Annotated in this window: 13 protein-coding genes; all 13 read left to right on the top strand. The window is 65.4% G+C overall.

Annotated features, from left to right (window positions below; all coding sequences use genetic code 11):
• Positions 1-86: 86 nt before the first annotated feature.
• The 13 genes from metK to GIW81_RS09675 all read left to right on the top strand — a co-directional run bounded on the left by metK (position 87) and on the right by GIW81_RS09675 (position 13,662).
• Entirely contained in the window at positions 87-1,295 is a 1,209-nt protein-coding gene (gene metK / locus GIW81_RS09735; protein ID WP_324614955.1) for a methionine adenosyltransferase, read from the top strand.
• A 91-nt stretch (positions 1,296-1,386) separates the two neighbouring features.
• Complete coding sequence (gene trmB, locus GIW81_RS09730) at positions 1,387-2,010, top strand: tRNA (guanosine(46)-N7)-methyltransferase TrmB (RefSeq protein WP_324614954.1); 624 nt, start codon at positions 1,387-1,389, stop codon at positions 2,008-2,010.
• A 151-nt stretch (positions 2,011-2,161) separates the two neighbouring features.
• Positions 2,162-2,767 carry a ribosome maturation factor RimP gene (gene rimP / locus GIW81_RS09725; RefSeq protein ID WP_154739011.1) on the top strand — a complete coding sequence of 202 codons (606 nt, stop codon included), beginning with the start codon at positions 2,162-2,164 and terminating at the stop codon, positions 2,765-2,767.
• 5 nt (positions 2,768-2,772) lie between these two features.
• On the top strand, positions 2,773-4,446 hold the full coding sequence (gene nusA, locus GIW81_RS09720; RefSeq protein ID WP_154739010.1) for a transcription termination factor NusA: 1,674 nt from the start codon (positions 2,773-2,775) through the stop codon (positions 4,444-4,446).
• A 41-nt stretch (positions 4,447-4,487) separates the two neighbouring features.
• Complete coding sequence (locus GIW81_RS09715) at positions 4,488-5,120, top strand: RNA-binding protein (RefSeq protein WP_324614953.1); 633 nt, start codon at positions 4,488-4,490, stop codon at positions 5,118-5,120.
• 39 nt (positions 5,121-5,159) lie between these two features.
• Positions 5,160-7,844, top strand: coding sequence for a translation initiation factor IF-2 (gene infB / locus GIW81_RS09710; RefSeq protein ID WP_154739008.1), 2,685 nt, complete (start codon positions 5,160-5,162; stop codon positions 7,842-7,844).
• A 105-nt stretch (positions 7,845-7,949) separates the two neighbouring features.
• Positions 7,950-8,348 (top strand): 30S ribosome-binding factor RbfA, encoded by a 399-nt coding sequence (gene rbfA / locus GIW81_RS09705; protein WP_324614952.1) that lies wholly within the window; start codon positions 7,950-7,952, stop codon positions 8,346-8,348.
• 3 nt (positions 8,349-8,351) lie between these two features.
• On the top strand, positions 8,352-8,933 hold the full coding sequence (locus GIW81_RS09700) for a hypothetical protein (RefSeq protein ID WP_154739007.1): 582 nt from the start codon (positions 8,352-8,354) through the stop codon (positions 8,931-8,933).
• On the top strand, positions 8,930-9,841 hold the full coding sequence (gene truB / locus GIW81_RS09695; RefSeq protein ID WP_324614951.1) for a tRNA pseudouridine(55) synthase TruB: 912 nt from the start codon (positions 8,930-8,932) through the stop codon (positions 9,839-9,841). The genes GIW81_RS09700 and truB overlap by 4 nt, the downstream gene beginning before the upstream one ends.
• 193 nt (positions 9,842-10,034) lie before the next feature.
• The gene (rpsO, locus tag GIW81_RS09690; RefSeq protein ID WP_154739006.1) at positions 10,035-10,304 is read left to right on the top strand and encodes a 30S ribosomal protein S15; all 270 of its coding nucleotides are present in this window, start codon (positions 10,035-10,037) and stop codon (positions 10,302-10,304) included.
• A gap of 159 nt (positions 10,305-10,463) precedes the next feature.
• Complete coding sequence (gene pnp / locus GIW81_RS09685) at positions 10,464-12,689, top strand: polyribonucleotide nucleotidyltransferase (protein WP_154739005.1); 2,226 nt, start codon at positions 10,464-10,466, stop codon at positions 12,687-12,689.
• A gap of 393 nt (positions 12,690-13,082) precedes the next feature.
• On the top strand, positions 13,083-13,346 hold the full coding sequence (locus GIW81_RS09680) for a hypothetical protein (RefSeq protein ID WP_229309132.1): 264 nt from the start codon (positions 13,083-13,085) through the stop codon (positions 13,344-13,346).
• Positions 13,347-13,458: 112 nt separating this feature from the next.
• The gene (locus GIW81_RS09675; RefSeq protein WP_154739004.1) at positions 13,459-13,662 is read left to right on the top strand and encodes a hypothetical protein; all 204 of its coding nucleotides are present in this window, start codon (positions 13,459-13,461) and stop codon (positions 13,660-13,662) included.
• The last annotated feature ends 39 nt before the right edge of the window (positions 13,663-13,701 follow it).

Raw genomic sequence — 13,701 nt, 5'->3', positions numbered from 1 at the left:
CCGCGCCTAGACCGTCCTTGACCCAATAGGCAAAGCTTGAGACAACCCCGGCGTTTTTCGCGATCTGAAGCTCACGGGGGCCTCGAGTGGCACGCAAATCCTACTTGTTCACGAGTGAGTCCGTCTCCGAGGGCCATCCGGACAAGGTGTGCGATCGCATCTCCGACGAGGTGGTCGACACCTTCTACCGCGAAAGTCTAGCCGCCGGTCTCGATCCGTGGGCGATCCGCGCCGCCTGCGAGACAATGGCGACGACGCAGCGCGTCGTGATTGCGGGCGAGTATTCGAACACCCCCAAGACCGTGACCGTAGCCATGATCCAGGACGTGGCCCGCAAGGCCATCAAGGACATCGGCTATGAGCAAGATGGCTTCCACTGGGCCAACTGCAACATCGAGGTGCTCCTGCACGGTCAGTCGGCGGATATCGCCGCCGGTGTCGACGCCAAGCAGCCGACCAACAAGGAAGAAGGCGCAGGCGACCAGGGCATCATGTTCGGTTATGCCTGCAGCGATACGCCCGAGCTGATGCCGGCGCCCATCTACTACAGCCACAAGATCCTTCAGAATTTGGCGCGGGCGCGTAAGGACAAGGTCGGCGACGCCGCCCAGCTCGGCCCGGATTCCAAGAGCCAGGTCACCGTTCGATACGAGGATGGCAAGCCGGTCGGCGTCACGCAGATCGTCGTTTCGCACCAGCACATCGTCGAGGACCTGTCGTCGAAGCAGGTGCGCGACATCATCGAGCCGTACGTCCGCAAGACGCTGCCCGACGGCTGGATCGGCAAGGAGACGATCTGGCACATCAACCCGACGGGCAAGTTCTTCATCGGCGGCCCAGACGGTGACACGGGCCTCACGGGCCGCAAGATCATCGTCGACACATATGGCGGCGCGGCTCCGCACGGCGGCGGCGCGTTTTCAGGCAAGGACCCGACGAAGGTCGACCGCTCGGCCGCTTATGCGGCGCGCTACCTCGCCAAGAACGTTGTCGCGGCCGGTCTCGCGGACCGCTGCACCATCCAGCTCTCCTACGCCATCGGCGTCGCCAAGCCGCTGTCGATCTACGTCGACACGCACGGCACCGGCAAAGTCGACGAGGCGACGCTCGAGAGGGTGCTGGGCGAAGCGATGGATTTGTCGCCGCGCGGGATCCGCACGCACTTGAACCTCAACAAGCCGATCTATGCGCGCACCTCAGCCTACGGCCACTTCGGGCGCGCGCCCGATGCGGACGGCGGTTTCTCCTGGGAGAAAACCGACCTTGCCGATGCGATCAAGAAGGCCGCTGCCTGAGGCCGGTGGCGAGCGTCAGCCCGAGCCATCCCATGAGTTGCGATCGTTCGGACGCCGCCGCGGCCGCAAGCTGAGCGCGCGTCAGCAGCATTTGCTCGACGACGTGCTGCCCAAGCTGTCTCTGGCCCTCACCGATCCGCCGCCGCCCGCCCTCGCGGCGCTATTTCCGTCCGCGCCGGCGCAAACGTGGCTGGAGATCGGCTTCGGCGGCGGCGAGCATCTCGTGTGGCAGGCGCGCGCCAACCCGGACGTCGGCATCATCGGCTGCGAGGTGTTCGCGGACGGCGTCGTCAAGGTGCTGTCGGCGATCGACGAGGGCCAGCTTGCCAATGTGAGGGTGAGCAGCGAGGACGCGCGCGCCGTGTTGCGCTGGCTGCCGCCCGCCTCGCTCACCCGGGCGTTCATCCTGTTCCCAGATCCCTGGCCGAAGAAACGGCACGTGAAGCGGCGGCTGATCAACCCCCCTCTCCTGGATGAGCTGGCACGCGTCATGCGGCCCGGTGCGGAGCTCCGGATTGCCACCGACATCGGGGACTACCTGCGTACGATCTTGCTGGCGTTTCGTGGCCATGCGGCGTTCGCCTGGCAGGCGGCTGGACCGCAGGATTGGCGCGAGCGCGGGCCCGATTGGCCCCCCACCCGCTATGAGGCGAAGGCCGAGCGCGAAGGCCGGCGGCGCTATTATTTACGATTTGCGCGGACGGACCGCCCCTGAGCCGGACCCATCCCCCCTTGAAACCCTAGTCACGATCCCGTAATATTCTGCTGCTCATGATCATCTCAACTATCAGGAGTGGGCCCTCGCGGTCCGCTCTTTTTGTATTGGCGTAGCCGATCGGGCAAAACTGGCCGGAAACACTTCTAAGATGCACGCAGGCGACGACGGCGCCTTGGGCGACCGTTTCATCGTGGAAAGTGGCGCAGCCGCGCGGGTTGCCGAGCTCATCGAGCCGGCTCTCAGCGGCAGCGGTTTCCGCCTTGTGCGCGTCGCCGTGTCGGGACGCGAGGGCAAGACACTGCAGATCATGGCCGAGCGCCCCGACGGCACTCTGACGATTGCCGACTGCGAAGCCATCTCGAAGGAGATTTCACCGCTCTTGGACGTGCACGATCCGATCGCCGGCAGCTACCACCTGGAGGTTTCGTCTCCGGGGATCGACCGGCCGCTCGTGCGCCCGTCGGACTTCGAGGTCTGGTCCGGCTACGAGGCGAAAATCGAAGTGAAGCAGCCGATCGACGGCCGCAAGCGTTTCCGGGGGATGCTCGAGGGCTTCGCGGACGGCGAGGTTCGCATCGAAGTCGATCTCGGCGAAGCCGGACGCAACATCATCGGTATTCCAATGGCACTGGTCGGCGAGGCGCGCCTGGTGCTGACCGACGAATTGATCCGCGAGGCCCTGCGCCGCGGAAAGAACAGCAATGAATTGTCCGACGGGGCCGAGGCTCCTGAGACGGACAGCGAGGAGGACTAAGTACCATGGCAATGGCCGGCGTCAGCGCAAACAGATTGGAACTCCTGCAGATCGCCGAGGCGGTCGCGCGCGAGAAGGCGATCGACCGCAAGATCGTCATCGAGGCGATGGAGGACGCGATCCAGAAGGCGGCGAAGTCGCGCTACGGAGCCGAAAACGACATCCGCTGCGAGATCGACCCGAAGACCGGTGAGGCGCGCCTGTCACGCGTGCTGGCAGTGGTCGAGAGCGTCGAGAACGATTCGACGCAGATCACGCTGGAAGACGCGCAGCGCCGCAACGAGGACGCCAAGATTGGCGACCTCATCGCCGAGCCGCTGCCGCCCTTGGATTTCGGCCGCGTCGCCGCGCAGAACGCCAAGCAGGTCATCGTGCAAAAGGTGCGGGAGGCCGAGCGCGAGCGCCACTATAGCGAGTACAAGGATCGCATCGGCGAGATCGTCAACGGCACAGTGAAGCGTGTCGAGTACGGCAACGTCATCGTCGACCTGGGCCGCGCCGAGGGCATCATCCGCCGCGACGAGATGATCCCGCGCGAGAACGTGCGCTATGGCGATCGCATCCGCGCCTACATCTACAATGTTTCCCGCGAGCCGCGCGGCCCGCAGATCTTCCTGTCGCGCGCCCGGCCGGAGTTCATGTCGAAGCTCTTCGCGCAGGAAGTGCCGGAGATCTACGACGGCGTCGTCGAGATCAAGTCGGTCGCCCGTGACCCCGGCAGCCGCGCCAAGATCGCCGTTATTTCCAAGGATTCCTCGATTGATCCCGTCGGCGCCTGCGTCGGCATGCGCGGCAGCCGCGTGCAGGCCGTCGTCAACGAGCTGCAAGGCGAGAAGGTCGACATCATCCAGTGGAACCCGGATGCGGCGAGCTTCATCGTCAACGCACTCGCGCCGGCCGAGGTTACCAAGGTCGTGCTCGACGAGGATTCCAACCGCATCGAGGTCGTCGTGCCTGAGAGCCAGCTATCGCTGGCCATCGGCCGCCGCGGCCAGAACGTGCGCCTCGCCTCGCAGCTCACCGGCTGGGACATCGACATCCTGACCGAGCAGGAAGAGTCCGAGCGCCGCCAGAAAGAGTTCTCCGAGCGCTCCAACATGCTCATGGAGGCTCTCGACGTCGACGAGGTCATCGCCCAGCTGCTAGTCACCGAAGGCTTCGCCTCGATCGAGGAAGTCGCCTTTGTCGACCTGTCGGAGATTGCCCACATCGAGGGCTTCGATGAGCACACGGCGAACGAGATCCAGACGCGTGCGCGCGAATATCTCGAGAAGCAGGAAGCCGATCGCGACGCGAAGCGCCGCGAGCTCGGCGTGGCGGACGAGATTGCCAAAGTTCAGGGCGTCACCACCGCGATGATGGTGGCGATGGGCGAGAACGGCGTGAAGACGCTGGAGGATCTCGCCGACTGCGCTACTGACGATCTCGTCGGCTGGACCGAGCGCAAAAAGGAAAAGGATGCCGAGCCGGTGCGCCACAAGGGCGTGCTGGAAGGCTTCGAGATCGGCCGCAAGGAGGCCGAGGAGATGATCATGTCGGCGCGCGTGCTCGCCGGTTGGATCAAGGCCGAAGACCTGCAGCCGGCGGCGGCTGAAGAAGCTGGCGAGGAAGTCGGCGAAGAGGCAGGTGACGGCGAGGCGTCGGCCGAGGGCGGCACCGATACCGCCGCCCAAGGTTAGACGGAAATGCCATCGGCGAGAGGAACATCGGATTGGGCGCAGTGCCGCTTGACGACGTGGACGACGGTGACGTGCGGGGCCCGCTCCGCCGCTGCATCGTCACGCGCCGCGAGCTTCCGCCCGACGACCTGATCCGCTTCGTCGCCGATCCGTCCGGCACGATCGTTCCGGACATCAACCGCAAGCTTCCCGGTCGCGGCGTCTGGGTGACGAGCGAGCGGGCGGCGATCGAGGCGGCGGTGAAGGGCAACGCCTTCGCCAAGAGCCTCAAGCGGCAGGTGAATGTCAGTCCGGACTTGCCGGCGACGCTCGAAGCACTATTTGTGGAGCGTCTCCTCAACGCATTGTCGCTGGCCAACAAGGCCGGTCTCCTCTCAACCGGAGCCGAGAAGGTCGAGAAACTTCTCGACGGCGGGCGAGCTGTGGCGCTTCTGCACGGCACTGACGGAAGCCCCGAGGGGCGCCGCAAGCTCGACGCTAAGTTCGCGGCAATTCAACGAGATAAGGGTCGGGATGCGCCTATTGTTGATTGGCTCACCATCGAAGAATTGAGCTTGGCCATCGGCCGGTCAAATGTGGTACATGCTGGCCTCATACAAGGCGGAGCCACGATACGGTTTCTAAGCCAGGCCGAGCGCTTAAGGCGCTATCGGTCGGGCTTGAGCGCATCCTGAGTGCAGGAATGCAGGTTTTCGGAGTTCAACGAGAAGAGCATGACAGAAACCAAGGACACCACCGACAAGACCCTCCGCGGGGGCGGCCGCAAGCCGCTGTCGCTGCAGCGGACGGTCGAGAGCGGCCATGTCCGGCAGAATTTCAGCCACGGCCGTTCCAAGTCGGTTGTCGTCGAAAAGCGCAAAACGCGTAAGCTCGGCGGATCGGGTGAGCCAGAGGTTGTGGCCGCAGCGCCTGTCGTCGAAGCGCCCGTGGCGCGCCGGCCTGCGCAGCCGCAAGCGCCGGCCCCCGCCAAAGAGTCCACTCCGGCAGGTCGCGGTCTCTCCACCGAGGAGCGCGATGCGCGTGCACGCGCTCTCGCCGCCGCGCGCGAACGCAACGACGTCGAGCGCATCGAGGAAATTGCACGGGCCGAGCGCGCGGCAGTTGTCGCTGCGGAAGCCGCGGCCGCTGCTCCGCCTCCCCCTCCGCCGCAGGCTGCCACGTCGGCGCCAGTGAAAGAGCCGGCCGCCCCGCCCGCACGGGCGCCCGAAGCGCGCGCGCCCTATCAGTCCGGTCGTCCGCAGCGTAGCGGAGATGCCGGACCGCGCGGCGACGGCGGTGCCCGCCCGCGCACGTCTTACAATCCAGCGCTGCAGCCGCGCGAAGGCGGCCGGCCGCGCGAGATCGACATTCCGACCCCTTCACGAGCCAAGCCGGAGGGCGAGCCTCCGAAGCGCGTTGCGCGCGCGCCGATGGTCAACGAGGAAGAGGAGGGTCGCGGCGGCCCCAAAGGTGGTCCGCGCAACAAGCTCGGCGCCACACGCACGCCGACACCCAAGCCCGACGAGAAGCGTGAGCGCGTCAAGCTGACGATCAACAACGCCTTCGACGAGAAGCAGCGCGAACGCTCGCTCGCTTCCTTGAAGCGCAAGCGCGAGCGCGAGAAGCTCAAGGCGATGGGCATTCCCCAGTCGCGCGAGAAAATCGTGCGCGAGGTGGTGATTCCGGAAGTCATCACCATCCAAGAGCTTGCCAACCGCATGACCGAACGCGCCGTCGACGTCATCAAGTACCTGATGAAAGAAGGCGCGATGCACAAGATCAACGATGTGGTCGACGTCGATACGGCGGAGCTCATCGTTCAGGAATTCGGCCATACGCCCAAGCGCGTTTCCGAGGCCGACGTCGAAACCGGCTTCATCGGCGAGAAGGACGAGGAAGGCGTGCAGGAGAGCCGCGCTCCCATCGTCACGATCATGGGCCACGTCGACCACGGCAAGACGTCGCTGCTCGACGCCATCCGCCAGACCAACGTGGTCTCGGGCGAGGCCGGCGGCATTACGCAGCATATCGGCGCCTACCAGGTGACGACGCCCGCCGGCAATAAGGTGACGTTCATCGACACGCCGGGCCACGAGGCGTTCACCGCCATGCGGGCCCGCGGTGCGAAGGTGACGGACATCGTCGTGCTCGTCGTTGCCGCCGACGACGGCGTCATGCCGCAGACCGTCGAGGCCATCAATCACGCCAAGGCGGCCGGCGTGCCGATCATCGTAGCGATCAACAAGATCGACAAGCCGCAGGCCGATCCGACCCGCGTGCGCACCGAACTTCTGCAGCACGAGATCGTCGTTGAGAGCATGTCGGGTGAAACGCTGGACGTGCCGGTATCGGCGCTGAAGCGCACCAATCTCGACAAGCTGCTCGAGGCCATCCACCTGCAGGCCGAGATGCTCGACCTCAAGGCCAACCGGAACCGGTCGGCCGAAGGCATCGTCGTCGAGGCGAAGCTGGAGCGTGGCCGCGGTCCCGTCGGTACGGTGCTGGTGCAGCGCGGCACGCTGAAGGTCGGCGACATCGTCGTCGCCGGCATGGCGTGGGGACGCGTGCGCGCCCTGATCGACGAGACGGGCGCCAACGTTCCGCAGGCCGGGCCATCCATTCCGGTCGAGATCCTCGGCTTCGATTCCGCTCCCGAAGCCGGCGATCAGTTCGCCGTCGTCGAGAACGAGGGCCGCGCCCGCGAGATCACCGACTACCGCGTACGCAAACGCCGCGACACGATGGGTTCCGCGGGAACGCCGCGTACGCTCGAGCAGATGATGCAGTCTCTGAAGGAGACTGGCCGCAAGGACTTCACGCTGCTGGTCAAAGGCGACGTGCAGGGTTCGGTCGAAGCCATCGCCGGCTCGCTCCGCAAGCTCGGCACCGACGAGGTCGCCGCGCAGATCGTCCACTCGGGCGTCGGCGGCATCACCGAGTCCGACGTGGCGCTGGCCAATGCGTCGAAAGCCGTCGTCGTCGGCTTCAACGTTCGCGCCAACGCGCAGGCGAAAGCGCTCGCCGAGCGCGATGGCATCCAGATCCGCTATTACAACATCATCTACGATCTGGTCGACGACGTGAAAGCGGCGATGTCGGGCCTCCTCGCACCGACCATTCGCGAGATCTACCTGGGCAAGGCGGAGATCCTCGAGGTGTTCAACATCTCGAAGACCGGCAAGGTCGCCGGCTGCCGCGTCACGGAAGGCAAGGTCGAGCGTGGCGCCAAGGTGCGCCTCATCCGCGACGACGTCGTGATCCACGAGGGCACGCTCTCGACCCTGAAGCGCTTCAAGGACGAGGTGAAGGAAGTGCCCGCCGGCCAGGAATGCGGTATGGCGTTTGCCAACTACCAGGACATCCGCGCCGGGGATCACATCGAGTGCTTCACCATCGAGACGGTGACGCGCTCGCTCTAGTGACCAGGTTCAATAAGTCAGGGTGTCGGATCCGCAGGGTCTGACACCACATTTTAGGCAACCGACCGCGGTCCGATCCCGCGGCGGATTCCGAAGAACAAGCCAGTGACCCGATCCAAGAAATCGCAATCCGCACCGCCATCGCAGCGGCAACTCCGCATCGGTGAGCTCATCCGCCACAAGCTGGCGGAGATGCTGACGCGCGGCGAGATCCATGACGACGTCATCGCCTCGCACGTCATTACCGTACCCGAGGTGCGGCTTTCGCCCGACCTCAAGCTCGCCACCGCCTTTGTCGTCACGCTCGGCGACGCGGACATCAAGGAGGTGCTGGCGGCGTTGGAGCGCAACAAGCGCTACATTCGTGCCGAGCTGGCGCAAGCCGTCAATCTGAAGTTCGCGCCCGACATCCGCTTCCGCCGCGACGAGACCTTCGAGGAAGCGAGTCGCATCGATGCGCTGCTGGCGAGCGCCAAGGTCCGCCAGGACGTGGAGAAGGGATAGGCCGTGAATCGCGAGCTGACGTATCAGATGCCGTTCGAGCGGCTCGTGCGCCTCAGCAGGTCTGCGGGACGCAAGGCCCACGCGACGTCATGGTTCGGTTATTGGGCGGTGATCGGCCTGTTCTGTGCGGCGCTGGCCCTGATCATGGTCTACGACGAGGCCGTTCAGGACTGGCAAAGGTCGTTTGGCCTGCCCTGGTTCGCGGCCTTCGTGATCATCGTGGTGGTTTATGTCTCCGCGCTCTGGGCATTGCGGCGCTATGCGCTGCGCCAGATGAAGGGTCGCGCCAACTACGACTCGACTGTGCGCATGCGCCAGGACGACGGCGGCCTTCGCTTTGCGACCGACGCCATCGAGTATTATCTGAAGTGGCAGGGCATCAGCCAGATGCTGATGGAGAAGGACGGCGTCGCCGTCTCACACGGCAATCTCTTCTTCCTCGTTCCCAACGGCGCTTTCGCCAGTCTCGATGAGCGCGACGCGTTCGTGCGCGCCGTCTTCGGACGACTGAGCGCAGCGGCGCGGGCGCGGAGCGAGAAGCATGTCGGCCCGGTGCTGACTGGAACAGTTGGGGCCCAAGCGTGACACGCCGCAAGAAGGGCAACCCGGTGCATGGCTGGGTGGTGCTCGACAAACCGATGGGTATGACGTCGACGCAAGCGGTCGGCGCGGTGCGCCGGCTGTTCGAGGCGCAGAAGGCCGGCCACGCCGGCACCCTCGACCCGCTGGCGACGGGCATCCTGCCAATCGCCCTCGGCGAGGCGACGAAAACGGTGCCGTTCGCCGTCGACGGCGAGAAGGCCTACCGCTTCACTATGCGCTTCGGCGTCGAGACCGATACCGACGACGCCGAGGGTAAAGTCGTGCGCACCTCAGGCGTGCTGCCGACGCTAGAGGAGATCGAGAGCGTCCTTCCCGACTTCACCGGCGAGATCAGCCAGGTGCCGCCGGCATTCTCGGCCATCAAGGTTGATGGCGAGCGCGCCTACGATCTTGCTCGCGCTGGCGAGGCCGTGGTGCTCGAGCCGCGTTGGATCGTCGTCGAGGACCTGCGCCTCGTCGATATGCCGGACGCGGCGACGGCGGTGCTGGAGGCCGAGTGCGGCAAGGGCACCTACGTGCGGGCCCTGGCGCGCGACATCGGCCGGGCATTGGGCAGCGCCGCTCACGTCATCGCGCTCAGGCGGACGCGCGTAGGTCCATTCGACGAGCAAATGTCCGTGCAACTCGCCGCCCTGCACGATGCGGCCGAGGCCGGCGACCTCGGCAGTCTCCTGCAGCCGGTCGAGGCGGCGCTGGACGATCTTCCTGGGTTGAGCGTCGGTCCGGGTGATGCCGTAAGCCTTGCCCGCGGGCAGGCAGTCCTGGTGCGCGGCCGTGACGCGCCGGTGCTCAACGGTGCTGCCTACGCGCACTTCAAAGGCCGCATCCTGGCCCTCGGAGAGCTCGAAAAGGGCGCCTTCCGGCCCACGCGCGTCTTCAATTTCGGCTGAATGGACGGGCGAGCGGCTTGATGGGCGGCCGTTAACACTTTACCGGGCCATTTGCGAGCCGATTTATGCTCGCGACGGCGGGCGGCTCGTGTATAAGACGCCCACCATATGGCGACCCTGCTGGACGACATCCCGGCCGTGGCCGCCCCCCTAGGGCAACGCCCTATCCCACACTCATCAGAAAGGATGCCCGATGTCGATTTCCGCTGAGCGCAAGACCGCGCTCATCAAAGACAATGCTACGAAGGCCAATGATACCGGCTCGCCAGAGGTCCAGATTGCCATCCTCACGGAGCGCATCAATCACCTCACCGAGCACTTCAAGACCCACAAGAAAGACAACCACTCGCGCCGCGGCCTCCTCAAGATGGTGAGCCAGCGCCGCCAGTTGCTCGACTACGTGAAGCGCAAGAACGAGCAGCGCTACCAGGGCATCATCGAGAAGCTCGGCATCCGCCGCTGACGACAGGCGCGCGGAAGGCCGGAAGCGTCAGTGACCAAGGCCCTCCGCCCGCATCTTACGAGGCTTTCAGCCTCGCCGCCTCGGCTGTGACCGAGAGCTCGCGCATCCGGCAATCCGGCCGATGTGCATCGCTACGAGCAAGAGAAAGAAAGAGCCAACATGTTCGACATCCATCGAGTTGAAATCGACTGGGGTGGGCGCAAGCTCATGCTGGAAACCGGCCGCATGGCGCGCCAGGCCGACGCGGCCGTCTACGCCCAATACGGCGAGACCAGCCTCCTCGCCACCGTTGTCGCCGCTAAGGCCCCGAAGCCCGGCGTCGACTTCTTCCCCCTCACCGTGAACTACCAGGAGAAGACCTTCGCTGCGGGCAAGATCCCCGGCGGCTTCTTCAAGCGCGAAGGCCGTCCCTCCGAGAAGGAGACGCTCACCTCCCGCCTCATCGACCGCCCCATTCGCCCGCTGTTCGTCGAGGGCTTCAAGAACGAGACGCAGGTCGTCGTCACCGTGCTGTCGCACGACATGGAGAACGACCCTGATATCCTGGCGTTGGTCGCTTCCTCGGCGGCGCTGACGCTGTCGGGCGTGCCGTTCCTTGGCCCGATCGCCGCCGCTCGTGTCGGCCTCATCGCCGGCGAGTTCGTCTTGAACCCCATGCTCGACGAGATGCCGGAAAGCTCTCTCGACCTCGTCATCGCCGGCACCACCGACGCCGTGATGATGGTCGAATCCGAGGCCAAGGAGCTTGACGAGAAGCAGATGCTCGAGGCCGTCATGTTCGGCCACAAGCACTTCCAGCCGGTCATTCAGGCGATCATCAAGCTCGCCGAGAAAGCTGCCAAGGAGCCGTGGGATATCAAGCTTCCCGACGCTAAGAAGTACGCCGCGCAGGTGAAAGAGATCGCCGACGCCGATCTGCGCAAGGCCTTCGCCACCAAGGAGAAGCAGAAGCGCTACGACCTGGTGAAAGAAGCCGAGACCAAGCTCAAGGCCGGCATCGAGATCCCCGACGATCCGACCGAGAAGGTGCTGCTCGGCGACACCATCAAGGCGCTGAAGAGCGACATCGTTCGCGGCGACATCTTGAAGACCGGCCGCCGCATCGACGGCCGCGACCTGAAGACGGTCCGTCCCATCGTCTCCGACGTGCACGTCCTGCCGCGCACGCACGGCTCGGCGCTCTTCACTCGCGGCGAGACCCAGGCACTCGTCGTCGCCACGCTCGGCACGGGCGAGGACGAGCAGTTCATCGACGCGCTCGAGGGTACCCGCAAGGAGCGCTTCATGCTCCACTACAACTTCCCGCCCTACTCGGTCGGCGAGACGGGCCGCATGGGCTCGCCCGGCCGCCGCGAGATCGGCCACGGCAAGCTCGCCTGGCGCGCCGTGCGCCCCGTGATGCCGGAGCAGGAAGAGTTCCCCTACACCATCCGCCTCGTCTCGGAGATCACCGAGTCGAACGGCTCCTCGTCGATGGCCACCGTCTGCGGCAGCTCGCTGGCGCTGATGGATGCCGGCGTACCGATCAAGGCGCCGGTGGCAGGCATCGCCATGGGCCTCATCAAGGAAGGCGAGGAGTTCGCCGTGCTGTCCGACATCCTCGGCGACGAGGATCACCTCGGCGACATGGACTTCAAGGTGGCCGGCACCGAGAAGGGCGTCACCTCGCTGCAGATGGACATCAAGATCACCGGCATCACCGAGGAGATCATGCGGATCGCGCTCGACCAGGCGCGTGAAGGCCGCTTGCACATTCTCGGCGAGATGGCGAAGGCACTGACTACGTCTCGCACCGAGCTCGGTGAGCACGCGCCGCGCATCGAGACGATCAAGATCCCGACCGACAAGATCCGTGAGGTCATCGGTTCGGGCGGCTCGGTCATCCGCGAGATCGTGGCTGAGTCCGGGGCCAAGATCGACATCGAGGACGACGGGACGGTGAAGGTCGCCGCCTCGAAGCGCGAGTCGATCGACGCTGCACTGAAGCGCATCCGTGAGATCACCTCCGAGCCGGAAGTCGGCACGATCTACAAGGGCAAGGTCGTCAAGATCATGGACTTCGGCGCCTTCGTGAACTTCTTCGGCGCCAAGGACGGCCTCGTTCACATCTCGCAGCTCGCTCCGGGCCGGCCTGCCACCGTCGGCGAGGTCGTCAAGGAGGGCCAGGAGGTCTACGTGAAGCTCCTGGGCTTCGACGAGCGCGGCAAGACGCGTCTGTCGATGAAGATCATCGACCAGACCACCGGTGAGGAAATCCCCCGCGCCGAGGGCGAGGAGCCGGACCAGGAGTTCAGCGCATCGCGGCCGCCGCGTCGCGATCGTGAAGGCGGCGGTGGCGGCGGTGGGCGTGATCGCCGACCGCGCCGCGACCGCGAGGCCAGCTAAGCGTCAAGTTCGGAAAGCAAACAGACCGCCGGAGAAATCCGGCGGTCTTTGTTTTTGCGCGCGGTGTCTGCACCGCCCGGAGATGGAACCCCTGCTGTCTCGACAAGCAATTGCTGCCCACCTTCGCTTTGCGGGCATGTTTTGTCCGTCGCCACATTGTATGACGGCTGCGATTTGACTAGCAGCTGCGCGGCAGCGGCCTGCGGGTGACGCTCTGTGACGCGGCACGGCGGATCGCGGCGGCGTCGATTAACGTGGTTAAGTAGCCGGCGCGGCGCACGTCGCCGTACATTGGCGTGCTTTTCACCACGCTGTGCCCTGCGCGTGACTACGGCAGTCGGGGCCCTGGGCTACGACAGAACCTCCACGACATCGAGGACAGGAGAGACTTCCATGATGCGTACGAGCTTTGTCGGATTGTCGCTCGCCGTTGCGCTCGCCGGAGTTGCGACCTGGTCCACCGCCGACGCCGGTTGCCGGCGCGCCGGAGGCGTGGCGACGATGGTCACCAAGGACCTGGCGGTCTTCATGGCCAACGCCGCGCTGAAGAACTCCATCGCCGACCACGGCGAGCGCCCCTCCGGGCCGGTGCAGTTGAAGTGCACGGACGACACGCTGACCACGACGTGCACGGCGCGCCGCCAGGCCTGCAAGTAAGGCTGCATCAACGCCGATGCGCGGGGTTTGAAGAAACTTGGACGGCTCCGCCTAAGGCGTTTTTCGTGGCCTATGGGTATCCTTATCCAGACACTTGATCTGGAGATACCCTATGCATCGTTATCTTCCCCTCTGCGCCGTTGCTGGCGCCCTGGCGTTGTGCGCCGTGGTGCTCGGCACGCCGGCGCAGGCCATGCCGGCGGCAGGGCTGAGCGTGCCCGGTAACTCGGTGCACGCCGCGACGATCGTCGACCAGGCAGGCTGGCGCCGCTGGCGTTGGCACCGCAACTGGTGGTGGCGCTGGCGCCGCTGGTGAGCTGAGCGAATAGGGGGCGGCATCCATGCCGCCCCAGCC

Origin of the sequence: Hyphomicrobium album (assembly GCF_009708035.1) — a bacterium.
GTDB classification, from domain to species: domain Bacteria; phylum Pseudomonadota; class Alphaproteobacteria; order Rhizobiales; family Hyphomicrobiaceae; genus Hyphomicrobium_A; species Hyphomicrobium_A album.
Note: the sequence above shows the minus strand (reverse complement) of the source record. Positions and strands in the feature narration are given on the sequence as shown.